This window comes from Streptomyces sp. NPDC046939 (assembly GCF_040644575.1).
GTDB lineage: Bacteria > Actinomycetota > Actinomycetes > Streptomycetales > Streptomycetaceae > Streptomyces.
This window is the reverse complement of sequence record NZ_JBEYWV010000030.1, coordinates 29,960-53,957: the sequence shown is the minus strand read 5'-3', so window position 1 is coordinate 53,957 and position 23,998 is coordinate 29,960. Positions and strand designations below refer to the sequence as shown.

The window sequence follows — 23,998 nt, the reverse complement described above, 5'->3', positions numbered from 1 at the left end:
CGGCACGGTTCCGCTCCTTTGCGCCGGAGGAGCGTGGCCTTCTTCTCCCCTTCCTCCCTTTCCTCCCTCTTTCTCTGTTCTTCTCTTCTCTCTCCTCCGGAGTTCCTTCATGCCTTCGCATGCCTCGAAGCTGTCCCGGCGCGCCTTCGGCGGGGTGGTCGGCGCCTCGGCGACCGTCGCCGCGCTGGGCACGACACCCGCTTCCGCCACCGTCGCGGAACGCCCGTTCCGCGCCGCCCCCGGCCGGTCCGCCAAGCGGCCCAACATCCTGTTCATCCTCGGCGACGACCTGGGCTGGGCCGACCTCTCGTCGTACGGCGCCCCGCACATCAAGACCCCGAACCTGGACAGGCTGGCGCGGCAGGGCGTCCGCTTCACCGACGCCTACAGCGGCTCCGCGACCTGCTCGCCGACCCGGTTCAGCCTCTACACCGGCCGCTATCCGGGCCGTACGAAGGGCGGGCTCGCGGAGCCGATCGCCGACCGGTCCGTCGGGCTCGACCCGAACCACCCCACGCTCGCCTCACTCCTTCGCGGCGCCGGGTACGCGACCGCGCTGATCGGCAAGTGGCACTGCGGCTATCTGCCGGACTACTCCCCGACCAAGTCCGGCTGGGACGAGTTCTTCGGCAACTTCGGCGGGGCCCTGGAGTACTACTCGAAGCTGGGGCTCGGCGGCGAGTACGACCTGTACGAGGGTGACGTACGGGAGGGCGACGCCGAGTACAAGGACCTGCGGTACTACACGCGCATCCTCACCGAGCGCGCCAGCGAGTACGTGCGCCGGGACCACCGGGGCAAGCCGTGGCTGCTCAACCTGAACTTCACCACCCCGCACTGGCCCTGGATAGCCGACGGGGACGAGGAGGAGAGCGCCGAGGTCGTCCGGCGGATCAAGGCCGGGGACGGCCGGGCGCTGTTCCACGACGACGGCGGCTCCGTGGAGAAGTACACGCAGATGGTGCAGGACCTCGACCGGTCGGTCGGCCAGGTGCTGAAGGCGCTCAAGGAGTCCGGTCAGGAAAAGGACACCCTCGTCTTCTTCGCCTCGGACAACGGCGGTGAGCGCTTCTCCTACAACTGGCCGCTCTCCGGCAACAAGGCGTCCCTCCAGGAGGGCGGCATCCGCGTGCCGACGATCGTCCGCTGGCCCGCGCGGCTCGACGGCGGGCAGGTCAGCCACGAGCCCGTCTTCACCCCCGACTGGACGGCGACGCTCCTGGAGATCGGCGGCGCCCGGCCCGACCGCGCCCACCCGCTCGACGGGACCAGCCTCGCCGGGTACCTGCTGCGCGGCGAGCGGCTGCCCGAGCGCGCCCTGTTCTGGCGGGTGCGCGGGGAGCGGGCCGTGCGGCGCGGGAACTGGAAGTACTACCGCGGCAAGGGCGGCAAGGACCAACTGTTCGATCTCTCCGCCGACCGGCGCGAGCAGGCCGACCGGGCCGCGGACGAGCCGAAGGTGCTGGCCGAGCTGAAGGCGGTGTGGGAGAGGACGGACAAGGAGCTGCTCCCGTACCCGGCCTGACGACCGCCTTCCGCACGTCTGTGCCCGGCCTGAATCCGGCCCGATGGCTCAGGTCATGATCGGCAACAGGGCCGTCAGATCGGCGCGTTCGCCGCTGGCGCTGACGAGCGCGTCGTCGACCGCCACCGCCCACCGCGTACGCCCCGTGGCCAGGCGGACCCAGGTGAGCGGGTCCGTCTCCACGACGTTCGGCGGGGTGCCGCGCGTGTGCCGGGGCCCCTCGACGCACTGCACGACGGCGAACGGCGGGACCCGCACCTCCGTCGAGGCGCCCGGCGCCTTCACGGCGAGCGCGTCGGCGAGCAGCCGCGTACAGGCGGCCAGCGCCTGCCGGTCCACGGGGACGTCGAGCCCCGGCACCGCGTCGTTCAGATCGTCGGTGTGGACGACCAGCTCGACGGTACGGGTGACCAGGTAGTCGGCGAACGTCATGGCGCCCGCCCCGACCGCGAGCACCCGGCTGTCGGCGGTCTCCTCCAGGTTCGCCGCGAAACGCTCCTCGGTACGGGCGAGCAGCGCCGGAAGGTCGGGGTGCTCGGCGGCGATGGCTCGGCTGCGGTCGGCGATCTCCGCCGCGCTCGCCGCCGTGGCGAACGGCCAGTCGAGCGCGGCGACCTCGGCCTTGCCCGGCTCCGGCTGCTCCAGGGCCCGGTCGACCGCGCCGAGCGCCATCGACAGGTGCGCCAGGAGGTCCCGCACGGTCCAGTCCCCGAGCCGCGTCGGCCCCGCCAGCTGCTCGTCGGTGAGGGTCCCGGCCGCCTTCCGTACGGTCCCGAACTGGGTGAGCACGGCGCTGCGGATCTTGTCGGAGGCGTAGGTACGGGTGCGCTTCTTGCCCGAGGCGCCCGCGCCCCTCCCGGTCGGCGAAGGAGTCATGCCGGCGACCCTACGCCCGCCCGCCGACACCGCTCGGGCCGTGCCTCCCCTCAGGCCGGTCTCGCCGCCGCCAGGGCCACCAGGAGCGGTACGACCCGGCCCTCCGGTACCTCGTAGCGTCCTCGTCCCGCCGAGCGGAGCCAGCCGGCGGCGGTCAACTGGCGCAGGTGGTGGTAGATCTGGCCGCTGGTGCCCACGTCGTCCAGGTCGGCCAGCTCCGTCGCCGAGGTGCGGCCGCTCAGGACCTCGCGGAGGAGTCTGAGGCGCAGGCCGTGGCCCAGCGCGGCGAACGCCTCGGCCACGTCCGTCCAGTCGGAGGCGAGCAGTTCGTCGGTGACAGCCCCGTACTGCCACTCGTGTGCGCGGCCCTCCTCCGGGCCCGGCAGGCGGACCGCCCCCGTGAACAGCACGCCTCCGCTCGCGACGTCGGCGAGCTGCTCCTTCAGCCCTTCGAGCGCCCAGAAGGTGCCCGGGGCGACCGTCGGCGCCGCCGGGCCGTCCGCGTGCCCGCTCTCCCACGCGTCGAGCCGCCGCTCCAGCTCCGCGACCCTCCGCTCCAGATCCGTCATACGTCGAGATTACGTAATTACGTAGAGTCCGGGCAATCACTCGTTCGGGGGAAGTCGAGCACGACGAAGCCCCCGCCCGGGTCGGGCAGGGGCCTCGATGCTCAGGAAACCGGCTACGCCAGCAGCGCCGGGATCGTCCCCTCGTGCGCCTCACGCAGCTCCGACAGCGGCAGGGCGAACTCGCCCTGCACGTCCACCGTCGCCTCCGCGCCCGAACCGTCCACGACACCGATGCGCGTGGCGGGCAGGCCCCGCGCCCCGCACATGTCGGTGAACCGCAGCTCCTCGCTGCGCGGGACGGCGACGACCGCGCGGCCCGCCGACTCGGAGAAAAGGAACGTGAACGCGTCGAGGCCGTCCGGGACGACCAGGCGCGCGCCCTTGTCACCCAGGAGCGCCGACTCGACCACGGCCTGGATCAGACCGCCGTCGGAGAGGTCGTGCGCGGCGTCGATCATGCCGTCGCGCGAGGCCGAGATGAGGATGTCGCCGAGCAGCCGCTCGCGCTCCAGGTCGACCTGCGGCGGAAGCCCGCCGAGGTGGTCGTGGACCACCTGCGACCAGGCCGAACCGCCGAACTCCTCGCGGGTGTCGCCGAGGAGGTAGAGCAGCTGGCCCTCCTCCTTGAACGCGACCGGCGTGCGCCGCGCCACGTCGTCGATGACACCGAGGACCGCGACGACCGGCGTCGGGTGGATGGCCGCCTCACCCGTCTGGTTGTAGAGCGAGACGTTGCCGCCGGTCACCGGGGTGCCGAGCTGCTGACAGCCGTCGGCGAGACCGCGCACGGCCTCGGCGAACTGCCACATGACGGCCGGGTCCTCGGGCGAGCCGAAGTTCAGGCAGTCGGAGACCGCGAGCGGCTTGGCACCGGTCGTGGCGACATTGCGGTACGCCTCCGCGAGGGCGAGCTGCGCGCCCGTGTACGGGTCGAGCTTCGCGTACCGGCCGTTGCCGTCCGTGGCGATGGCGACGCCGAGACCGGACTCCGCGTCGATGCGGATCATGCCCGAGTCCTCGGGCTGCGCGAGCACGGTGTTGCCCTGCACGAAGTGGTCGTACTGCGAGGTGATCCACTTCTTCGACGCCTGGTTGGGCGAGGAGACGAGAGCCAGGACCTGCGCCTTCAGCTCGTCACCCGTGCTCGGCCGGGGCAGCTTGTTCGCGTCGTCGGCCTGGAGCGCGTCCTGCCACTCGGGGCGCGCGTAGGGGCGCTCGTAGACCGGGCCGTCGTGCGCGACCGTGCGCGGGTCGACGTCCACGATCTTCTCGCCGTGCCAGAAGATCTCCAGGCGGTCGCCGTCGGTCACCTCACCGATGACGGTGGCGATGACGTCCCACTTCTCGCAGATCTCCAGGAAGCGGTCGACCTTCTCCGGCTCCACGACGGCGCACATGCGTTCCTGCGACTCGCTCATGAGGATCTCCTCGGGCGAGAGCGTGGAGTCGCGCAGCGGTACGTCGTCCAGGTCGACGCGCATACCGCCCGAGCCGTTGGACGCCAGCTCGCTCGTCGCGCAGGAGATGCCCGCCGCGCCGAGGTCCTGGATGCCGACGACGAGCTTCTCGGCGAACGCCTCCAGGGTGCACTCGATGAGCAGCTTCTCCTGGAACGGGTCACCGACCTGCACGGCGGGGCGCTTCGACGGCTTTGCGTCGTCGAAGGTCTCGCTCGCCAGGATGGAGGCGCCGCCGATGCCGTCGCCGCCCGTCCGGGCGCCGTACATGATGACCTTGTTGCCCGCGCCGGACGCCTTCGCGAGGTGGATGTCCTCGTGCCGCATGACGCCGATCGCACCGGCGTTGACCAGCGGGTTCCCCTGGTAGCAGGCGTCGAAGACGACCTCGCCGCCGATGTTGGGCAGGCCCAGGCAGTTGCCGTAGCCGCCGATGCCCGCGACGACGCCGGGCAGGACGCGCTTGGTGTCGGGGTGGTCGGCGGCGCCGAAGCGCAGCGGGTCCACGACCGCGACCGGGCGGGCGCCCATGGCGATGATGTCGCGCACGATGCCGCCCACGCCCGTGGCCGCGCCCTGGTAGGGCTCGACGTAGGAGGGGTGGTTGTGCGACTCCACCTTGAAGGTGACGGCGTAGCCCTGGCCGACGTCCACCACTCCGGCGTTCTCACCGATGCCGACGAGCATGGCGTCGGACTGGGGCGCCTTCTCGCCGAACTGGCGCAGGTGCACCTTGGAGGACTTGTACGAGCAGTGCTCGGACCACATGACCGAGTACATGGCGAGCTCGGCGCCGGTCGGGCGGCGGCCGAGGATCTCGACCACGCGCGCGTACTCCTCCTTCTTGAGGCCGAGTTCGGCCCAGGGGAGTTCGACGTCGGGGGTCTTGCTCGCGTTCTCTACGGTGTCGAGGCTCATGAGGCGGCGACCAGCTTCTTGAGGATCGAGGTGAAGAAGGGGAGGCCATCGGTGCGGCCGGAGCCGACGAGGGGCTCCACGGCGTGCTCTGGGTGCGGCATCAGACCGACGACGTTGCCCGCCTCGTTCGTGATGCCGGCGATGTCGCGCAGCGAGCCGTTCGGGTTGACGTCGAGGTAGCGGAAGACGACGCGGCCCTCCGCCTCCAGCATGTCGAGCGTGCGCTCGTCGGCGACGTAGCGGCCGTCCATGTTCTTCAGCGGGATGTGGATCTCCTGGCCCGCCTCGTAGTCGGCGGTCCAGGCGGTGTCCGCACTCTCCACGCGCAGCTTCTGGTCGCGGCAGATGAAGTGCAGGTGGTCGTTGCCGAGCATGCCGCCGGGGAGCAGGTGGGCCTCGGTGAGGACCTGGAACCCGTTGCAGATGCCCAGGACCGGCAGGCCCGCCTTCGCCTGGTCGATCAGCGTCTCCATGACCGGCGAGAAACGCGAGATGGCGCCCGCGCGCAGGTAATCGCCGTAACTGAATCCGCCCGGCAGGACGACCGCGTCGACCTGCTTCAGGTCCTTGTCCTTGTGCCACAGGGCCACCGGCTCGGCACCGGCGAGACGGATCGCGCGCTGGGTGTCCCGGTCGTCGAGGGAGCCCGGAAAGGTGACGACACCAATACGAGCGGTCACTTTTCGGCCCCCACCGCAGAGGAAACGGGCTCTTCCGCGCCCGCGGCGTCCTCCACCCTCACGACGAAGTTCTCGATCACCGTGTTGGCGAGGAAGCTTTCCGCGAGCTCGTGGATACGGGCGAGGGCGGCGTCATCCACCGGCCCGTCCACTTCGAGCTCGAATCGCTTTCCCTGGCGAACGTCGGAGATGCCGTCGAAACCGAGGCGCGGCAGCGCACGCTGCACCGCCTGGCCCTGGGGGTCGAGGATCTCCGGCTTGAGCATGACGTCGACTACGACGCGTGCCACTGGCACTCCCGGTGTGTGGTGCTGAGCAGGTCAGTTCAGCGTACCTGCCCAAATCTTCTACTCGCGTAGACGGTAGGAAGCTACGAGAGCCGCGTCACGTTCCGGCATCGGAAGGAGATCCGCGAGGAAAATCAGGGGAAAGACTCCGGATAACGATCCCGACAGACACGCGCAGACTATTAACTGGCCTTCCCAGCACAATGCCGGGCAGGGTAAAAAGGAAATGGCGCATACAGGCAACCCGCCTGAACCCGGGCGGCGACAAAGCCCGGACATTGCTCACTCAGAGCTGGACAGTCGACATCACCGCACGTCAAAGCGGGGATGCCGGACGAAGGGACCGATATTCGTGGCGCAGCGTGTCGTGGTCACTCTCTTTGACGACATCGACGGCGGAGAAGCGGCGGAAACGGTCGTCTTCGGTCTCGACGGCAGGTCGTACGAGATCGACCTCAATCAGGCCAATGCCAAAAAGCTCCGCTCGGCCCTGGCCCCGTACCTGGAGGCGGGCCGCAAGCGCTCCAGCCGGACCGGCAAGGCGTTCACCCACACCGACCTGAGCCCGGACCCGGCCGCCGTGCGCGCCTGGGCCCTCTCCAACCGGTTCGACGTGCCGGCGCGCGGCCGGATCCCGAAGCGGGTCTACGAGGCGTTCGCCGAGGCCAACTAGAGCGCGGGGCCCGGCGTCCGGGCCCCCGTCAGGAGCCCCTCGGCACAACCGACTTGCGCTGCACCCCCGGCGGTCGGCTAAAGTCTGGAGCACGCCGAGGGGCGAGGCCGACAAAGCCGCAGCCCACAAGGTCGTGCGGGTGTAGTTCAGTAGTAGAACATCCCCCTTCCAGGGGGAAGGCGCAGTGTGCAATTCCTGTCACCCGCTCCGCATCGCGTACCAGGCACTCTTCCGAGTGAGGTAGGCTGATGCTCGCGCTGGTCGGTGAGAGCCGATCAGAGGCAATGCGAACGTAGCTCAGTTGGTAGAGCGCAACCTTGCCAAGGTTGAGGTCGCCGGTTCGAACCCGGTCGTTCGCTCCAGAAAGGAAAGGCCCCGGATCCCAGGATCCGGGGCCTTTCGTATGTGTGCCGGGGGCATCTGACATTTGTCATACGGGCCGATGACAGCGCGCACTGCCGACCCGCCCGGCCTGCCACGACGCTGGAACCATGACCAGCAACGAGCGCGTGATCGAAGTCACTGATCTGCGCCGCGTGTACGGGGACGGCAAGCGGGGCTCCTACGAGGCGGTGCGCGGAGTCAGCTTCTCCGTGGGCCGCGGCGAACTCTTCGCCCTCCTCGGCACCAACGGCGCGGGCAAGACCTCCACCGTCGAACTCCTCGAAGGACTCGCGGCGCCCGCCGGCGGCCGGGTGCGGGTCCTCGGCCACGACCCGCACCGGGACCGCGACCACGTACGGCCGCGGATCGGCGTCATGCTCCAGGAAGGCGGGTTCCCCGCCGAGCTGACCGTCGCCGAGACCGTACGGATGTGGGCGGGCTGCACCAGCGGGGCGCGGCCCGTCGGGGAAGCCCTGGAGACGGTGGGGCTCACCGGCCGCGGGAAGGTCCGCGTCAAACAGTTGTCCGGCGGCGAGAAGCGGCGGCTCGACCTCGCGCTCGCACTGCTCGGCCGCCCCGAGGTGCTCTTCCTCGACGAACCGACCACCGGGCTCGACGCCGAAGGGCGCCGCGAGACCTGGGAACTGGTGCGCCGCCTGCGCGCCGACGGCACGACCGTGCTCCTGACCACCCACTACCTCGAAGAGGCGGAGTCGCTCGCCGACCGGCTCGCGATCCTGCACGAGGGGCGGATCGCCGCCGAGGGGCGCGTCGACGAGGTCGTCGCCGCCCAGCCCTCGCACATCTCGTTCGAACTGCCCGACGGGTACCACGTCGGTGACCTCCCGCCGCTCGGCCCGCTCGGCGTCAGCGACCACGAGACCACCGGGCGCCTGGTCACACTGCGCACCGACGAGCTCCAGCGCGCCGCCACCGGGCTGCTCGTCTGGGCCAGGGACGCGGGCGTGGAACTGCGCCGACTCGATGTGCGCGGCGCCTCGCTCGAAGAGGCGTTCCTGCGGATCGCGCGGGACGCGAAGGACGGCACCGGGGAGCCGGAGAACCAGCGGGCGAAGGAGATGGCGACATGAGCACGGCGACGATGACGACCACCCCGGCGGGGCGGCTGCGATCCCTCGCGCGGGCCGAGCTGACGCTGCTCGGACGGAGCAAGGGCGTGCTGTTCACCGCCCTGTTCGTGCCCCTGGTACTGCCGCTCAGCGCGAGCGTGTCCGTCGACGAGAAGGCGCTGAAGGGCACCGGGCTCAGCGTCGGGGTCGTCATCCTGACCGGAGCGGTCGGCTTCTCGCTCCTCTTCGCCGTCTACGGCGCGCTGGTCAGCGTCTACGCCGCACGGCGCGAGGAGCTGGTCCTCAAGCGGCTGCGCACCGGCGAGCTGCGCGACGGCGAGATCCTGATCGGGGCGGCGCTGCCGTCCGTCGCCATCGGGCTCGTGCAGTGCGTCGTCCTGGCCGTCGCGTGCAGCGTGGCGCTCGACGCGGGCGCCCCCGGCGCACCCCCATACGCCGTACTCGGCGTGCTCCTCGGCTTCCCGCTCTGCGTGGCGCTCGCCGCGATCACCACCGTGTTCAGCCGCAGTGTGGAGAGCGCGCAGGTCGCCTCCATGCCGATGCTGCTGGTGTCGATGTTCGGCTCGGGCACGTTCGTCCCGCTGGAGGTCATGCCCGACAAGCTGGCGTCGGTCTGCGAGCTGCTGCCGCTCACCGGACCGCTCACGCTGGTCCGCGGCGGCTGGAGCGGCGACCTGACCGCGCACGACGCGCTCGGCGCCGTCGCCACGTCGGTGGCCTGGATCATCGTCGCGGTGTTTGCTGTACGACGGTGGTTCCGCTGGGAGCCCCGACGGTGAAGCGGGCAGGAGCGTAGCGGTGCGGATGCCAGGCCGGTGGCGGGAGCGCAGCAAGATCGAGCGGGTGGAGTGGCAGAGCCGGCTCATGCTCCGCGCGGTGAACTGGCTCTACTTCGTGGCCTGGAGCGGCCCGGCGCTCATCGGGTCGCTCCGCCACGACGGGCCCGCGATCGCCCTCGGCACCACGCTGGCCGTGGTGAACGTCGCCCAGTGCGCCGTCGCCCACGTCCACGTGGGCAGCGCCCTCGACGCATACCTCGGGCGCGGGCCCGTGCCACCCGTACAGACGCGCGTGGCCGCCGGGCTGACCGTGGCGGCGGTCGGCCTGCTCGCCGCGCTCGACGCGACCGACAGCATGAAGGACGGCCTCATCGCCCTGCCGCTCCTCTTCGTGCCGATGCCGTTCGCCTGCGCCTACGTGCTGACCGTGCCCGTCCGTACGTTCCTGAGGCGGAGCGGTGTCGCCGCCGTCGCGGCGCTGGCACTGTTCGCGGTCGTCGGCAGGGACGTCGGGCAGATCGTCGCCCTGACCGTCGTGCTGGCCATCAGCGTCCCCCTCGTGCTGCTGACCGCGCGGTGCAGCGCGTGGAGCCTCGCCGTCATGTGGGAGTCCGAGCACGCCCGCGAGGTCGAGGCCCGGCTCGCCGTCGCCGAGGAACGCCTCCGGTTCGGCCGCGACCTCCACGACGTCATGGGCCGCAACCTCGCCGTGATCGCCCTCAAGAGCGAACTGGCGGCACAACTGGCCCGGCGCGGCCGGACCGAGGACGCCGTGAGCCAGATGATCGAGGTGCAGCGCATCGCCCAGGACTCGCAGAAGGAAGTGCGCGAGGTCGTACGGGGCTATCGCGAGGCAGACCTCGGCGCGGAACTGGCCGGCGCGCAGGGCGTGTTGAGCGCGGCGGGCATCGACTGCACGGTGACGGGGTCGGCCACGGGGCTCCCGCCCGACGTCCAGTCCGCACTCGGCTGGGTCGTCCGCGAAGCCACGACGAACGTACTCCGCCACGGCGACGCGACGGCCTGCCGGATCGAACTGGCGAGGGGCCCACAGGAGGTCGTACTGACGGTGGAGAACGACGGAGCCACCGCCCCCACCACCCCCGGCCACGGCTCAGGCCTCACCGGCCTCAGGGAACGCCTCACCGTACTGGAGGGAACGCTGGAGGCGGCCGTGGTCCGGAACGGGGTGTTCCGACTGACGGCGACGGTGCCGGTGACGGCGGAGCCGATGGTGCGGCGCGAGCGGGAGGGTGTGTGATGGGGCGACGTGGAGCGGGGCGGTGCGGTGTGAGGGGGATGGGGTGTGTCGACGCGACGAGGCGCATCCGCGAACGGGAGGGCGCGTGCTGACGCGGCGAGCGCTGTTTGCCGATGCAGGGCGCGTCACAGCCCCGTCCGTAGTCGTCGCCGATACGGCGGAGCCGGCGGCGGTACGTCCCGCGCGGGAAGGTGCGTGATGGTCCTGCGTGTATTGCTCGCCGATGATGAGCACCTCATTCGTGGTGCGCTCGCCGCTCTGCTCGCGCTCGAGGAGGATCTGGTCGTGGTCGCCGAGGCGGCCAGTGGGCCCGAGGCGCTGGCCATGGCGCGGGCGCACCGTCCTGATGTCGCCGTGCTCGATCTGCAGATGCCGGGCGCCGACGGTGTGAGTGTGGCCACAACGCTCCGGGCCGAGCTGCCCGGCTGCCGGACGATGATCGTGACGAGTCATGGCCGGCCGGGGCATTTGAAGCGGGCGCTCGCGGCAGGGGTGCGGGGGTTCGTGCCGAAGACGGTCAGCGCACAGCGGCTCGCCGAGATCATCCGTACCGTGCACGCCGGAAACCGCTATGTGGACCCGGAGTTGGCCGCCGACGCGATCTCCGCCGGGGACTCGCCGCTGACCGCCCGCGAGGCCGAGGTCCTCGAACTGGCGGCCGACGGCGCACCCGTCACGGAGATCGCCGAGCGGGCCGCGCTCTCGCAGGGCACCGTACGGAACTACCTGTCGTCGGCCGTCTCGAAGCTCGGCGCCGAGAACCGGCACGCGGCGGTGCGGATCGCGCGCGAGCGAGGTTGGGTATAGTAGGCGTCGCGCTTCGGCGCACGGAGCACCGCGAAAGCGGAGCTTTGCGAACGTAGCTCAGTTGGTAGAGCGCAACCTTGCCAAGGTTGAGGTCGCCGGTTCGAACCCGGTCGTTCGCTCCAGTTCAAGAAGTTCGTACGAGAGCCCCGGTCCGTCACAGGACCGGGGCTCTCGGCGTTCCCAGGGTCCGGCCTACGACCAGGGCGTCCCGGTCAGGCGCTCGAACGCCTCGATGTACTTGCCGCGCGTCGCCGCCACGACCTCCTCGGGCAGCGCCGGCGGCGGCTGCTCGCTCTTGCGGTCCCAGCCGGACGCGTCCGAGGTCAGCCAGTCGCGCACGAACTGCTTGTCGAAGCTGGGCTGCGCGCGCCCCGGCTGCCACTGGTCGGCCGGCCAGAAGCGCGAGGAGTCCGGGGTGAGCACCTCGTCGGCGAGGACGAGCCCGCCCTCCTTGTCGAAGCCGAACTCGAACTTCGTGTCGGCCAGGATGATGCCGCGCTCGCGCGCGATGTCCCGGGCCTTGCTGTACACGGCGAGCGTCGACTGGCGCAGGTGCGCGGCGGTCTCCGCGCCGACCTGCCGGGCGACCTCCTCGTAGGAGACGTTCTCGTCGTGCTCGCCGACCTCGGCCTTGGTGGCGGGGGTGAAGATCGGCGCGGGCAGCTCCGAGCCGTCCTCCAGGCCGGGGGGCAGGGCGAGGCCGCAGACCGTACGCGTCTCGTCGTACTCGACGAGCCCGGAGCCGGTGAGGTAGCCGCGGGCCACGCACTCGACGGGGATCATCTCCAGGGACTTGCAGATCAGCGTGCGGCCCGCCCAGTCGTCGGGCGCGCCGGGCGGCAGCTCCGTCGAGAGGACGTGGTTCGGCATGAGGTCCTGGAGCTGCTCGAACCACCACAGCGAGAGCTGGGTGAGGACCCGGCCCTTGTCGGGGATCGGCGTGGGCAGGACCCAGTCGTAGGCGGACATGCGGTCGCTGGCGACCATGACCAGGTCGCCCGCTTCGTTCCGGTACAGCTCACGCACCTTGCCGGTGTGGAGGTGCACCAGGCCCGGCACCTGCGCTGGCTCGGGCTTTTCGACGAATCCGGACACGGTTCCTCCCCGTGGTTCTGTACGAGTGCTTCCTGATTCTCCCGTACGAGGGGACGAGTTCTGGCCAGGGGTGGCGCGGGGCGCCGCGCGTTCAGTCCCGTTTGCAGATGCGGTCGAGCAGGTTGGCCGTCGCGCGCTGGATCCGCGGGTCTACGTGGCCCGGCCGGTCGAGCGCCGGGGACCAGGCGAACGTCCCGGACGCGAAGACCAGCGCACCCGACGGCGCCCGGTACAGGGACGTCTCCTGATGGCGGCGGACCTGGTCGCCGTCCCGGTACGGGGAGTGGGCGAGCAGGATGCGGTCCTCGTGCTCGGGCAGCGCCGTGCGCGGGAAGTAGCGGTCGGCCTCACCGGCGACCAGGCCGTCGATCTCGTCGCCCTCGTGCGCGCCGGTCGCCTCCCACAGCCAGTGGTCCGCGTTCCGTACGACCAAGGGGTGCGGCTCGGGGACGCGGCCCGCGTACTGGATGCCCAGGAGCTGCTGCTCGGGCTTGTCGATCTCGCGCCAGAGCGCGGGCTTCCCGGGCCCGCGCCGCTTGCGGCAGGTCAGCAGCCGGTCCGGCACCCCGGACGCCGACGGGCCCAACTCGACCTGCCAGTACATGGTGTTGGCGGAGAGGAAGACGAGGGAGGTGCCGGCCTCGCGGGCCAGCTCGGTGGTGCGGCGCATGTTCGCCGACCAGTACTCGTCGTGCCCGGGGAAGACCAGGCCCCGGTAGCGGGTCGGGTCGACGCGGCCCGCGTGCAGGTCACGGGCGTCGGCGTAGGCGAGGTCGTAGCCGTACCGCTCGGCCCAGCGGATGAAGTCGTAGGCGTGGCCGACGTGCAGGGGCAGGCCCGCGCCCGCGTACGGCCGGTCGAAGGAGACCGTGATCGCGGCCTCGCTCTCGCCGAGGAGCCGGCCCTCGTCGTCCCACGCGTGGTAGAGGCTGGCGCCGGTCCTGCCGTCCTCCGGGTACAGGTTGTACGCCTGCCAGGTGATGTCCGGGAGCAGCAGGAGCAGGTCGGCGGGCTGGGAGTCGCGGACGGTGAAGGGCACGTGCGAGCGGTGGCCGTCAGCGGTGGTGAGGACGGCGACGTACGCCCCCACGTTCCAGTACGAGGGGATCTGCAGGCGCCAGGAGAGCCACCAGTGGTGGCAGGAGACCGTGCGGTCGGCGGTCAGCGGGGCGGGCTGGACAATGCCGGACAGGCGCGGGCTCGTGGTGATCTTGCGGGCGCCGTCACCGCCGTAGTGGCCGATGCGGTAGATGTCGACGCTGAACTGCTGCGGCGGGTCGACCGTGACATGGAAGTCGATCGACTCGCCGGGGGCGGCCGCGCCGGTGGAGGAGAATCCTTTGATCTGCCGGTGCACGTCGTCGGCGGTGCGCGGCCCGTTGGTGCTGCGCGGCGCCGGGATCGGGCTGACCCCGCCGGACTGCGCGACCGTGTCCACGTACCAGGGGACGACCTGGCCGGTGTCGTCGAAGTAGTTCTCGCTGCCGCGCAGCCAGGGCAGCGGGCCCTGCCCGAAGGGGTCGCTGACGGCGTGCGCCATCGCACCGGACTCCCAGCGGCGCGTCCGCGCGCGGGCAGGCGGCGCGGCGCCGTGTGCCGCCGCGTCCTCCGGGTGCCCCACGCTGTCCGGCCCCATGGCTGCTCCCCTCCCTCGCGCCCCCGAGCCCTGATGCGCGGTGTTGTTCCGCGACCGGTCCCCAGCACATCACATTACGCACGCACAACGTCACCGTTCGTCAGGAATTGACGTCGCCGCTCGTCAGGGATCGACGAAAGCGGAACGCATACCTCCGGGTAGGGCGGGACGCGTGTTCCTGGGCCGGAACGGAGGTCAGACCAGTCGTACGGGCTTCTCCGGACGGATACCGAGCCGGGCCAGCCACCCCTTCAGCGGCTCCGGATCACCGTCCTCGACAAGGCTCAGGACTCGGGGCGCGAGGTCGCCCGCGCGCTCCCCGTCGACCAGGAGCGCGGGCCCGTCGAGCCAGTCCAGGCCCGGGGTCGCACCGGCTGTGTCCACGGCCGCGCAGCAGACCATAGCCGTGACATGATCAACCAGCAACTCCCTGCCGCCGCGCGGCGGTTGCAGCGGGAACAGCGGCAACGCGCCCTCGTCCCAGAGCGCGTCGTCCGGGCTCTTGCCGGCCGGAGCGGACGACTCCACGGGGCGTGCGCGCTCCTCTCGGGCCAGCTCGGCGCTGAGCCCGGCGGAGAGGGAGTCGGCCTCGGGGCGGGGCGCCGGGGCGAGCAGCGCCTCCAGCTCGGCGTCGGTGTACGTCTCCGGGGCGGCGTCCCCGGGCCGGTCACCGCTCTCCGGACGGGCTTCCGGGTCCGCCGCCAGGTGGTCGAGGACGCGCGCGAGGGTCGGGCCCTCGGGGGCGCTCGACGCGTCGGTACGGGTACTCCGCACGCCCAGGGTGTCCAGGACGCGGTGCAGCCGGGCGGCGTCGGCGCGCCAGGTGCGGTCCACGACCTCGTCCGGGTACTCGTGCCAGTCCACCGGCGCCCAGTCCGGGCCCGGCTCGGCGGGGCCGCCGTGGAAGAGGCGGGCGGCGAGGAGCGAGGCCGCCTCGTCGACGGCGCCGGGCTCCTCCAGGAGGTCGCAGGCGGGGCGCTCGCCGAGCCGGGAGGCGAACCCCTCGGCGAGCCGGTCGCGCCGGGACAGCTCGGTGAGGGCGGCGACCACGCCCACGTCCAGGCGGGACGGCCAGCGGCCCATGCGCCAGGCGGGCAGCGCGACCCGCGTGAGCAGCCGGTCCCAGCCCGCGTACGCCAGCCCGACCTGCTCCTGGGCGACGATCCGCAGCCCGTAGTCCACAGCCTGTGCACGCTCGGCGCCGGCCGCCGCGACCCCGCGCTCCATCTCGGCGGCGTGCACCCGGCAGCCGCGCAGCATCAGGCGCGCGATCCGGCCGACGCCGCCGAGCACGAGCCGGGCCAGGGGGCCGCGCCCCGGTGCGGCGGCGACCGCGACGGCCGCGTCCAGGCCCCGTACGAAACGCCGGGCGGCCGCTATGTCGGGGTGCGCCGAGGGGCCCGTACCGGCGACGACCGGGGCGAGCACGGCGCGCAGCTCGGCGACGCGCATCCACCACAGGAAGGGCGAGCCGATGACGAGGACGGGCGCGGTCGGGGCCTTGGCGCCGCCGTCCCCGGCCTCCCGCACATCACGCCCCGCGCGCGCGGACTCCGGGGCCGGGCGGGGCGGACCGTGGGCCGGATGGGTGCGGTCCTCCAGCCAGCTGTCGCAGTCGGGGGTGAGCGCTATGGCGGAGGGCGCCGGGACGTCGAGCCGGTCCGCCAGGTCCCGGACCAGGCGGTACAGGTCGGGGGCGGTCTCCTCGGCGATCGGGACCGTCGGGCTGAGGGCGGGCCTCGCCCGCGCCACGACCAGCGCGACGGCCGCCCCGACGAGCAGCACGAGCACCGCGAGGACGGTCACGGCGAGCCGTGTGGCGTCCCAGCCGCCGCCCTTCAGATGGCCGGTGGCACCGCCCGCCAGCAGGATCACCGACGCGGCCGCGGGCAGCAGCGCGAGCGCCACGGCCCTGCCGCGGATGCGGAGCACGGCGACGGCCCGGGAGCGCGCAGCCCGCGCACCCGCTTCCGCACCCATACCGGAACCCGTACCGGACACGATCGATGTCACCCCCTGCTGCCTGTGCTCCTCGTCCGCCCGCGGACCGAGGCCCGGAGCGGGACGCTGGTGGCCTTGCTCACTCCCCCACTGTGGCACCCGCCACCGACATCGCAATGCCGGTGGTCCGTCCGGATCTGTCCGTTCACCGGACCGTTCCCGACGCGTAATGGTGCACTTCGCGGGCGTCTGACCGCCGTGCGCCGCACCCTAGTTGGGGCTCGGGCCACCGTCAGCAGGATGGGCCATCGGTCACTCGATGGAATGGCTTTGGGCAAAGGTGGCTGACATCAGGGGGCCGGGCGGGAGAGGGTGGCAGCCGCCCGGCGTGATCGATCCGTCCCGTTCCGGGAATCCGCTCAGCTCCCCGAGGCGGCCTTCGCGGCGATGTCCGTGCGGTGCTGGGAGCCGTCGAGCCGGATGCGGCCCACCGCGGTGTACGCGCGCTCGCGGGCCTGCGCGAGATCGCCACCGGTCGCCGTGACCGACAGGACCCGGCCACCGGCGCTCAGCACCGCCCCGTCCTCGCCGTCCCGCTTCGTCCCGGCGTGCAGGACGTACGCGTGCGGGGCGTCCTGTTCGGCCACCGCGTCGAGGCCGGTGATCGGGTCGCCGGTGCGCGGGGTGTCCGGATAGTTGTGCGAGGCGATGACGACGGTGACGGCCGCGTCGTCGCTCCACCGCAGCGGCTCCAGATCGGCCAGCGTGCCGTTCGCGGCGGCGAGCAGGACACCGGCCAGCGGGGTCCGCAGCCGGGCGAGCACGACCTGCGTCTCGGGGTCACCGAACCGGGCGTTGAACTCGATGACGCGCACGCCGCGGCTCGTGATGGCCAGACCGGCGTAGAGCAGCCCGGAGAAGGTGGTGCCGCGCCTGCGCATCTCGTCGACCGTCGGCTGAAGAACCGTGTCCAGGACCTCCCGCACCAGCTTCGGGTCGGCCCACGGAAGCGGCGAGTACGCGCCCATGCCGCCCGTGTTCGGGCCCTCGTCGCCGTCGAGCGCGCGCTTGAAGTCCTGCGCGGGCTGGAGCGGGACGACCGTCGTGCCGTCGGTGATCGCGAAGAGCGAGACCTCGGGCCCGTCGAGGAACTCCTCGATGACGACGCGCTCGCAGGCGTTCGCGTGGGCGCGGGCCTTCTCGATGTCGTCGGTGACGACGACGCCCTTGCCGGCGGCGAGCCCGTCGTCCTTCACCACGTACGGGGCGCCGAACGCGTCCAGCGCCTCGTCCACCTCGGCCGGTTCCGTACAGACGTACGACCGGGCCGTCGGCACACCTGCGCCCGCCATGACGTCCTTGGCGAACGCCTTCGACCCCTCCAGCTGCGCGGCCTCGGCCGACGGGCCGAAGACCGGGATCCCGGCGGCCCGCACGGCGTCGGCGACGCCCGCGACCAGGGGCGCCTCGGGGCCGACGACGACAAGGTCGGCCTCCAGCTCCCGCGCGAGAGCCGCGACCGCCGCACCGTCGAGCGCGTCGACGGAGTGCAAGTCGGCGACCTCGGCGATGCCTGCGTTGCCAGGGGCGCAGTGCAGGGCGGAGACGGCGGGGTCGAGGGACAGAGAGCGGCACAGGGCGTGTTCGCGGGCGCCGCCGCCGATGACGAGGACCTTCACGCCGGTCAGCCTATCCGTCCGGGTGGGGTGGTCTCGTACGGGCTGCCTAGTGGGGGGTGGGGGCGCGGTTGTGGGTTCCTACAGTTGCTACGAGAGGGAGGGGCCCCGGTCAGGGGCTCTATTCGTTATTCGTTGGTGAACTCCTCGACCACCGTGGCGCCGAGTTCGCGGACGATCAGCTCGTGCCCGGACAGCGCGTTCTCGTCCAGGTCCGGGTCGTCGTCCTCCGGGATGTCGTCCTCGACCGAGACCGGCGGGCGGGCCGGGGCGGGCGCCGGGGCCGGGGCGGGCGCGGACGGAGCCGAGGCCGGGGCGGGGGCGGACGGCGCGGCGGACTGGGCGGGGGGCGCGGCGGGCGCGGGTGCGGCGGCCGGGGCGGGGGCCGGGGGCTGGGGGTAGCCGCCGCCTCCGCCGCCTCCGTAGCCGCCGCCGTTCCCGTAGCCGCCGCCGTTGCCGTAGCCGCCACCGGAGGTGGGCGGCGCTGCCGGGCCGCCGCCGTTGTCGACGACCGCCTCAACCTTCCAGTTCACGTTGAACTGTTCGGCCAGGGCCGCGCGCAGTACGTCCTCGCTGCCGCTGCTCGCGAAGTTGTCCCGGGCTCCGGCGTTGACGAAGCCGAGCTGGAGTGTCGTCCCGTCGAACCCGATGACCTGCGCGTTCTGGCTCAGCAGGATCCAGGTGAAGCGGCGCTTGTTCTTCACCGCCTCCAGGATGTTCGGCCAGAGGGTACGGGGGTCGAGACCGCCGGTCGGGGCGGCGGCCTGCGCGGGCTGGGCCGCGGGCTGTTGCGGGGCCGAGGGGGCCGCCGCCGGGGCGGGCGGCTGGGCGGATCCGGCGGACGCGGCTGTGGGCCAGCCGCCGGGCCGACGGGCGCCGCCGCCTCCACCGGCCGGGGCGGCGGTGGGCCAGGCGCCGGGGGCGGAGGGCGCGGCGGGGGCTGCCGCTTCGGGAGCGGGTGCCGGGGCCGGGGCCGGGGATGACGGCTGAGCTGCGACGGGAGCCGGTGCAGGGGCCTGCGCTTGGGGCTGAGGCTGAGGCTGCGCTGCCGCTGGGGTCTCCGGAGTGGTGCCGCGCACGGCGGCTCGGGCCGCGGCGGGCCCCCCGCCCGGGGCGACGGGAGCATGCGCATCCGGCCCGGGAACGTACGCCATCGCCGGACCGGGCCCCTGCCCGCCCGGGGTGAAGACGCCGCCGCGCTCGATGCGGTCGAGGCGGGCCATGACGGAACGGGCGTCGTCGTACGCGGCGGGCAGCAGCACGCGCGCGCAGATCAGCTCGAGCTGGAGGCGCGGGGAATTGGCGCCGCGCATCTCGGTCAGTCCCTCGTTGACCAGGTCGGCGGCGCGACTCAGCTCGGCGGCGCCGAACGTGGATGCCTGCGCCTGCATCCGCTCGACGACATCGGCGGGGGCGTCGATGAGCCCCTTCTCGGCGGCGTCCGGAACGGCGGCGAGGATGACGAGGTCCCGCAGCCGCTCAAGCAGATCGGTGACGAACCGACGCGGGTCGTTGCCCCCCTCGACGACCCGGTCCACGACCTCGAAAGCGGCGGCCCCGTCCCCGGTGGCGAAGGCCTCGACGACGGAGTCGAGCAGCGAGCCGTCCGTGTACCCGAGCAGCGCCGTCGCCATGGCGTACGTCACACCGTCCTCACCGGCACCGGCGAGCAACTGGTCCATCACGGACATCGAGTCACGTACGGACCCGGCCCCGGCGCGCACGACGAGCGGCAGCACACCTTCCTCGACGCGGCTGTCCTCCTTGGCGCACACCTCACCCAGGTACTCGCGCAGCGTGCCGGGCGGCACGAGCCGGAAGGGGTAGTGGTGCGTACGGGACCGAATGGTGCCGATGACCTTCTCGGGCTCGGTCGTGGCGAAGATGAACTTGAGGTGCTCGGGCGGCTCCTCGACAACCTTCAGCAGGGCGTTGAACCCCGCCGACGTGACCATGTGGGCCTCGTCGATGATGTAGATCTTGTAACGACTGGAGGCCGGCCCGAAGAAGGCCTTCTCCCGCAGGTCACGGGCGTCGTCCACCCCACCGTGCGAAGCGGCGTCGATCTCGATGACGTCGATCGAACCCGGCCCGTTGCGCGCGAGGTCCTGGCAGGACTGGCACTCGCCGCACGGGGTGGGCGTGGGCCCCTGCTCGCAGTTCAGGCAGCGGGCCAGGATGCGCGCGCTGGTCGTCTTGCCGCAGCCGCGCGGACCACTGAACAGGTACGCGTGATTGACCCGGTTGTTCCGCAGCGCCTGCTGCAACGGGTCGGTTACATGCTCCTGCCCGATGACCTCGGCGAACGACTCCGGGCGATAACGGCGGTACAGCGCGAGAGACGACACACCTACGAGGTTATAGGCGCCCACTGACAACAGTCCCCGCCCGACCCGGCCCCCGGGAACGCAGACGCCCCCCACGCACCCGCCAGAGCCAACCTACCCTTGCTGCCTTCCGGCCCTGGGGGAGTTCAGTCAGATAGCGCCACGTGAGGGGCTGCGCCAAGAGTACATGCTCCGGGTCCCGGGGAACGAGTTCGCGAGCACTCCTCAACGTCTTGTATTGTTTGCCGCGGAGGATTCGCCTAGAGGCCTAGGGCGCACGCTTGGAAAGCGTGTTGGGGGCAACCCCTCACGAGTTCGAATCTCGTATCCTCCGCCAGTGCCTCACCGGGCACGATGTCGAAGGGCTCCCTGGAAACAGGGGGCCCTTCGTCGTTGTCCCTACGCCTCGTTGTCCTGGTCTTTGTCCACAGCGAGGTTTTCGGGCGCTCCCCAGATGGCACGCTCGATCTTCCGCGCCGCCTCCTTGAGCATGGGGTCGGTCACGTGCAGGTACCGCGCCCGCATCCGAGCGGCGCCGCCCGGCTCCCACCCCATGATCTGATCGATGACCCTGTCCGGGACTCCGAGCAGCATCAGGACGGTGCCGGCGGTGTGGCGGGCGTCGTGCAACCGGCCGTCACGGACCCCGGCGTCCTCCAACAGCCGCTTCCAGTCGTGGTAGTCCGTGTTCGGGCTGAGCGGCCCGCCCAACGGCTTGGTGAACACGTAGTCGGACTCGACCCAGAGATTCCCGGCGGTCGCGCGCTCCTTCGCCTGCGCCTCCCTGTGAAGGCGCAGCATCGCGACCAGAGGGCCCGGAAGCGGTACGGCGCGACGTCCGGCCCGGGACTTCGTGTTCTTCGTCTCGCGCCGCACCTGCACCCGTGCCGGGCAGTAGCCAGCCTTCCGCCCGCAGGGAGCTCCCTCACCGCATCCGTGCTCGTACTTCGGCCGCAGCCGATTCCGGCGCAGCTTGAGGTACTCGTTCTCCAGGTCCACGTCGGACCACCGCAGCCCTAGCGTCTCCCCCTGCCGCAGCCCGAGTGCCAGGGCCAGCATCCAGCGGGCACTGTTCCTGCGCTTGTTCACTTGAAGCAAGAGGCGCTGCACCTCGTCCACCGAGTAGGGCTCGACCTCCGTCTCTTCCTCTTCCATCCGGGGCGGCTTGGCGAGCGCGGCAGCGTTCTTGGCCGTGTGGCCGCGCCGCACCGCCTCCCCCAGAGCTGTACGGGCCGTTCGGTGCGCCTGGTGGGCTGTGGCCGCCTTGCTTCCGGCGCTCTGCATTCGGCGGTAGAGGCTCTCCAGATGTTCCGGTTCAAGGCGGTCGATACGGTGGCGTCCGATGCCGGGCACCAGGTGCACCCGGACCGCCACCTCGTAGCCGTCGTACGTGTTCTCACTCACGACGGGCTTGGCGATGTTCTCGACCCAGTGCTCGAGCCACTTCCCCACCGTCCAGGGCTTGCCCGGCTGCCGCGCCGATCCCTCGTCGCGCTGCTTTTCCAGGCGCCGCACTTCGTCCACGAGATCCTTGCGCGTGGGACGTGTCAGGTGCCGCCGGTAGGGCGTTCCGTCGTCCTTGTAGCCCATGGGGACGCGCGCGTGCCAACGTCTGGATGCCTGGACGACGAACACGGCGCTACAGAATCACCCTCTCCGTGCAGGATTCCAGCACGTTCGCACCGTGTCCGAAGGAGAGGCGCTCAACGGCGGACCTCGGGTCTCCGGTTGGCTGGGTCAACGAGCTGCGCGTCCGGTCGACCATGGCTTGACCGACGAGACTTCGAGGTAGGCGACACGGCCAGCCCTCAGTTGCTTGGGGACGCCCTGGATGCACCTCCCCCACGGCGACTGCTCTGGTCAAACTTCAGACAGCACATCGGGGGCCGCCAGCAAGCTGCCGGCGGCCCCCGATTTCATGGCCTTTAACGCCTTTTCTTGGTTCGCGTGAACCCGCTTAGTCGGCCAGCGACAGCATTTATTTCAACGTAAGCCGAGTATAGACGCGGCAGGACCAGGATGAACAGTAGCAGCACATAAAGGCTGATACCCGCAGACAGGGCGGCCCAAAAGCCAGCCAGGTGGCCCTCTTTGTCGAGCCCCACGTTCATACCGACCACGAGAGACGCAGCATCCAGAATGCAAGCGAGCGAGCCCGTGAGTAGGTGGGCTGCAGTTTCGTCCAGCATATCCCGCTCGACACTGAAGCGGCTTACGCCATCGTCACCGTCCCACTCTGTGAGTTTGAGGCGCAATGTCGAAAGATGCGTAAACGCACTCAACATCCCACCCGCTAAGAGCGCCGTACCTGTGAGTAATGCGGCCGGACTTGCCAAGCTGGCCCCTCGGTAGACCATGAACCCGAATAAGGCCACCGGTAGAAGCAATATCCCCCTGGCGGTTAGATCCGGTCGATGCGTGAGGTATTGCCCATCGCTTAGCCCCTTCCAGTGACCGCGAAGAATGGGAGCGACATTGAATCGATCAAGCACCGCTTACCCCCCTAGTCGCTACACTTGGGGCCACTCAATCGCCAGCTTGGCGGCCGTCTGCAGCCCCAGCGCAGTCCCTCGTACCTCAGCATAGAACCTGGGTGTGACAACGGGCTCGTCGTCGGACAGCTTGTAGGTAAATACGTCGGTGAAGGTGCTGGGGTTCACCCGCTTCACTTGATCGTCTGGGTCCGTCAGCTCCACCCATCCGTCATCCAGGTCAAGATCCTCGATCTCGGGGCTCACGATGGCAGCTAGCTGGCGTGCCGCTTGAGCGTTGGTCGTCGCATTCGCCTCATCAGCATCCTTCGCCTGATCCGCCCACCCCTTCACGAGGCTCGCCACTCTTTTAATCTTCCCCTGGTTCACCAGAGGGGCCCGGATCTCGAATTCCCGTTCGCCTCTAACGCGCGAAGAGGTGACGGCCTTCTTGACGAGCACAAGCCTTTGAGCTGCTCCAGCCTCAATCATTTCAGCCAGCCGGGCCTCGTCGGCCAGGCCATGAACCTTCGGCTTCCACCAGAGGGAAGTCGTGTCGGACCCGAGGTTTTTCTTGTAGCTCTCCTCCTGCGACTTAAAGCGGAGCCACTTGAGCAAACTACTTACGGGGCAGCTCCGACTGATTGACTCCACAGCAAGGATCCCTTGGGTTCCATCTTCCGGGAAAGCGAAGATGACACGGAACCCGTTAATTGCCGCTCGATCCTTGATATCGAAGTCACCAGTCCCGTCGTGACTCATCGCCTTCTCATGACTGCCGATACGTCCGACCCAGATTTTGGCACGTATCGTGTTGTCGACTACCTCGATGTCCTCCACCCGGAGGGCAGGCTTGCCACGGACCTCTCCCGTCTCGGTCGCCAACGGCTCGTCCGGCTTGACTGGCGGGTCTCCAACCACTGGAACCGATAGAGACTTTAGGAGCCTGACCGCGACGTCTTTATAATGCTCGCCTTCACAGTCCTTCAGGTTCACAGGGGTGCGCTTGTTTCCCCGGAACACAGAAAATGTGAAAAGCCTGTACCCGAAGCTCGTCATGCCATCCCCCCGACTACACCTAACCTGCACGAAGGGTAGCGGCAGTTGGCATATGCCTAGAAGCCCCCGACACCTATCAACAGCCTGTAGTCGCCAATGAGACCGGAATTGATCGAACACAGGTTCAAGTCATTGCCGCTGGGGGTCCGTCGCAAGATCATTAACCTGATGCTGAGACTTTGGCCCGAGCCTGGGTGCGATGCCCCCTCGACATCGACCAGGCAGCCGTCTGTAGCACGTCCAGAGCCTCGGCCCGCTGGCCAAACCATGCAGCTCGAGCCTCGCACAGGGGCGATTCACCCCAACGTCGTACCTGCCTATGGATCGGCTCTCTGCGCGCTCCTCCGTTGTCCTGGTTCTTGTCCAGTTCGCCCTCGTCCAGTTCTGTTCATGGGAGCCCGCTGCAACGTCTGGGCCTGCCAACTGAACGGCCGTGAACGCCGAAGAACAGCCATCTGGAAAGCGTGTTGGGGGCAACCCCTCACG

18 protein-coding genes, 4 tRNA genes, 1 other RNA gene and 1 pseudogene are annotated in these 23,998 nt (G+C 70.6%); 11 read left to right on the top strand and 13 right to left on the bottom strand.

The window, feature by feature from the left end:
• Positions 1 to 109: 109 nt before the first annotated feature.
• On the top strand, positions 110 to 1,525 hold the full coding sequence (locus tag ABZ877_RS29000) for a sulfatase-like hydrolase/transferase (protein WP_361076738.1): 1,416 nt from the start codon (positions 110 to 112) through the stop codon (positions 1,523 to 1,525).
• 48 nt (positions 1,526 to 1,573) lie between these two features.
• On the opposite strand, the gene ABZ877_RS28995 is transcribed toward ABZ877_RS29000, so the two are convergent.
• From ABZ877_RS28995 to purS, 5 genes are all read right to left on the bottom strand, one after another.
• Complete coding sequence (locus ABZ877_RS28995; protein WP_361076735.1) at positions 1,574 to 2,401, bottom strand: sterol carrier family protein; 828 nt, start codon at positions 2,399 to 2,401, stop codon at positions 1,574 to 1,576.
• A gap of 50 nt (positions 2,402 to 2,451) precedes the next feature.
• Complete coding sequence (locus ABZ877_RS28990; RefSeq protein ID WP_361076732.1) at positions 2,452 to 2,970, bottom strand: ArsR family transcriptional regulator; 519 nt, start codon at positions 2,968 to 2,970, stop codon at positions 2,452 to 2,454.
• Between the two features lie 113 nt (positions 2,971 to 3,083).
• Positions 3,084 to 5,345, bottom strand: a complete 2,262-nt coding sequence (gene purL / locus ABZ877_RS28985) for a phosphoribosylformylglycinamidine synthase subunit PurL (protein WP_361076729.1) — start codon at positions 5,343 to 5,345, stop codon at positions 3,084 to 3,086.
• Positions 5,342 to 6,025, bottom strand: a complete 684-nt coding sequence (purQ, locus tag ABZ877_RS28980) for a phosphoribosylformylglycinamidine synthase subunit PurQ (RefSeq protein WP_324774090.1) — start codon at positions 6,023 to 6,025, stop codon at positions 5,342 to 5,344. The genes purL and purQ overlap by 4 nt, the downstream gene beginning before the upstream one ends.
• A complete protein-coding gene (gene purS / locus ABZ877_RS28975; protein ID WP_361076725.1) occupies positions 6,022 to 6,315 on the bottom strand; it encodes a phosphoribosylformylglycinamidine synthase subunit PurS in 294 nt (97 codons plus the stop codon). Before purS ends, purQ begins: the two co-directional genes overlap by 4 nt.
• Before the next feature lie 349 nt (positions 6,316 to 6,664).
• Between purS and ABZ877_RS28970 the strand changes: the two genes are divergently transcribed.
• The 8 genes from ABZ877_RS28970 (at position 6,665) to ABZ877_RS28935 (ending at position 11,429) form a co-directional block, all read left to right on the top strand.
• Complete coding sequence (locus ABZ877_RS28970) at positions 6,665 to 6,985, top strand: Lsr2 family protein (protein WP_361076722.1); 321 nt, start codon at positions 6,665 to 6,667, stop codon at positions 6,983 to 6,985.
• A gap of 135 nt (positions 6,986 to 7,120) precedes the next feature.
• Positions 7,121 to 7,192, top strand: a tRNA-Gly gene (locus ABZ877_RS28965).
• Positions 7,193 to 7,271: 79 nt separating this feature from the next.
• Positions 7,272 to 7,347 (top strand) — tRNA-Gly (locus ABZ877_RS28960).
• Positions 7,348 to 7,476: 129 nt separating this feature from the next.
• Positions 7,477 to 8,460, top strand: coding sequence for an ABC transporter ATP-binding protein (locus ABZ877_RS28955; RefSeq protein ID WP_361076719.1), 984 nt, complete (start codon positions 7,477 to 7,479; stop codon positions 8,458 to 8,460).
• Positions 8,457 to 9,239, top strand: coding sequence for an ABC transporter permease (locus tag ABZ877_RS28950; RefSeq protein ID WP_361076716.1), 783 nt, complete (start codon positions 8,457 to 8,459; stop codon positions 9,237 to 9,239). The genes ABZ877_RS28955 and ABZ877_RS28950 overlap by 4 nt, the downstream gene beginning before the upstream one ends.
• A 25-nt stretch (positions 9,240 to 9,264) precedes the next feature.
• Positions 9,265 to 10,500 carry a histidine kinase gene (locus ABZ877_RS28945; RefSeq protein ID WP_361076897.1) on the top strand — a complete coding sequence of 412 codons (1,236 nt, stop codon included), beginning with the start codon at positions 9,265 to 9,267 and terminating at the stop codon, positions 10,498 to 10,500.
• A gap of 198 nt (positions 10,501 to 10,698) precedes the next feature.
• Complete coding sequence (locus ABZ877_RS28940) at positions 10,699 to 11,307, top strand: response regulator transcription factor (RefSeq protein ID WP_361076713.1); 609 nt, start codon at positions 10,699 to 10,701, stop codon at positions 11,305 to 11,307.
• A gap of 46 nt (positions 11,308 to 11,353) precedes the next feature.
• Positions 11,354 to 11,429, top strand: a tRNA-Gly gene (locus ABZ877_RS28935).
• Positions 11,430 to 11,499: 70 nt separating this feature from the next.
• Here the strand turns inward: ABZ877_RS28935 and ABZ877_RS28930 are convergent.
• The 6 genes from ABZ877_RS28930 to ffs all read right to left on the bottom strand — a co-directional run bounded on the left by ABZ877_RS28930 (position 11,500) and on the right by ffs (position 20,159).
• On the bottom strand, positions 11,500 to 12,402 hold the full coding sequence (locus ABZ877_RS28930; protein WP_361076710.1) for a phosphoribosylaminoimidazolesuccinocarboxamide synthase: 903 nt from the start codon (positions 12,400 to 12,402) through the stop codon (positions 11,500 to 11,502).
• 91 nt (positions 12,403 to 12,493) lie between these two features.
• Positions 12,494 to 13,942: a N,N-dimethylformamidase beta subunit family domain-containing protein gene (locus tag ABZ877_RS28925; RefSeq protein WP_361076894.1), complete on the bottom strand. Its 1,449-nt coding sequence runs from the start codon at positions 13,940 to 13,942 to the stop codon at positions 12,494 to 12,496.
• Between the two features lie 291 nt (positions 13,943 to 14,233).
• Positions 14,234 to 16,018: a hypothetical protein gene (locus ABZ877_RS28920; RefSeq protein WP_361076707.1), complete on the bottom strand. Its 1,785-nt coding sequence runs from the start codon at positions 16,016 to 16,018 to the stop codon at positions 14,234 to 14,236.
• A gap of 380 nt (positions 16,019 to 16,398) precedes the next feature.
• Positions 16,399 to 17,658 carry a phosphoribosylamine--glycine ligase gene (gene purD, locus ABZ877_RS28915; RefSeq protein WP_361076704.1) on the bottom strand — a complete coding sequence of 420 codons (1,260 nt, stop codon included), beginning with the start codon at positions 17,656 to 17,658 and terminating at the stop codon, positions 16,399 to 16,401.
• A 125-nt stretch (positions 17,659 to 17,783) separates the two neighbouring features.
• Positions 17,784 to 20,003, bottom strand: a complete 2,220-nt coding sequence (locus tag ABZ877_RS28910) for a DNA polymerase III subunit gamma and tau (protein WP_361076702.1) — start codon at positions 20,001 to 20,003, stop codon at positions 17,784 to 17,786.
• 59 nt (positions 20,004 to 20,062) lie between these two features.
• An RNA gene (ffs, locus tag ABZ877_RS28905) (signal recognition particle sRNA small type) lies at positions 20,063 to 20,159 on the bottom strand.
• A gap of 72 nt (positions 20,160 to 20,231) precedes the next feature.
• Between ffs and ABZ877_RS28900 the strand changes: the two genes are divergently transcribed.
• A tRNA-Ser gene (locus tag ABZ877_RS28900) sits at positions 20,232 to 20,319 on the top strand.
• 62 nt (positions 20,320 to 20,381) lie between these two features.
• On the opposite strand, the gene ABZ877_RS28895 is transcribed toward ABZ877_RS28900, so the two are convergent.
• Positions 20,382 to 21,617, bottom strand: a complete 1,236-nt coding sequence (locus ABZ877_RS28895) for a site-specific integrase (protein ID WP_361076699.1) — start codon at positions 21,615 to 21,617, stop codon at positions 20,382 to 20,384.
• On the opposite strand from ABZ877_RS28895, the pseudogene ABZ877_RS28890 reads away from it, so the two are divergent.
• A pseudogene (locus tag ABZ877_RS28890) lies at positions 21,592 to 21,774 on the top strand (GNAT family N-acetyltransferase); the annotation flags it as partial. The gene ABZ877_RS28895 and the pseudogene ABZ877_RS28890 overlap by 26 nt on opposite strands.
• Before the next feature lie 718 nt (positions 21,775 to 22,492).
• Here ABZ877_RS28890 and ABZ877_RS28885 read toward each other — a convergent pair.
• Entirely contained in the window at positions 22,493 to 23,512 is a 1,020-nt protein-coding gene (locus ABZ877_RS28885; protein WP_361076696.1) for a hypothetical protein, read from the bottom strand.
• Positions 23,513 to 23,998 lie beyond the last annotated feature (486 nt).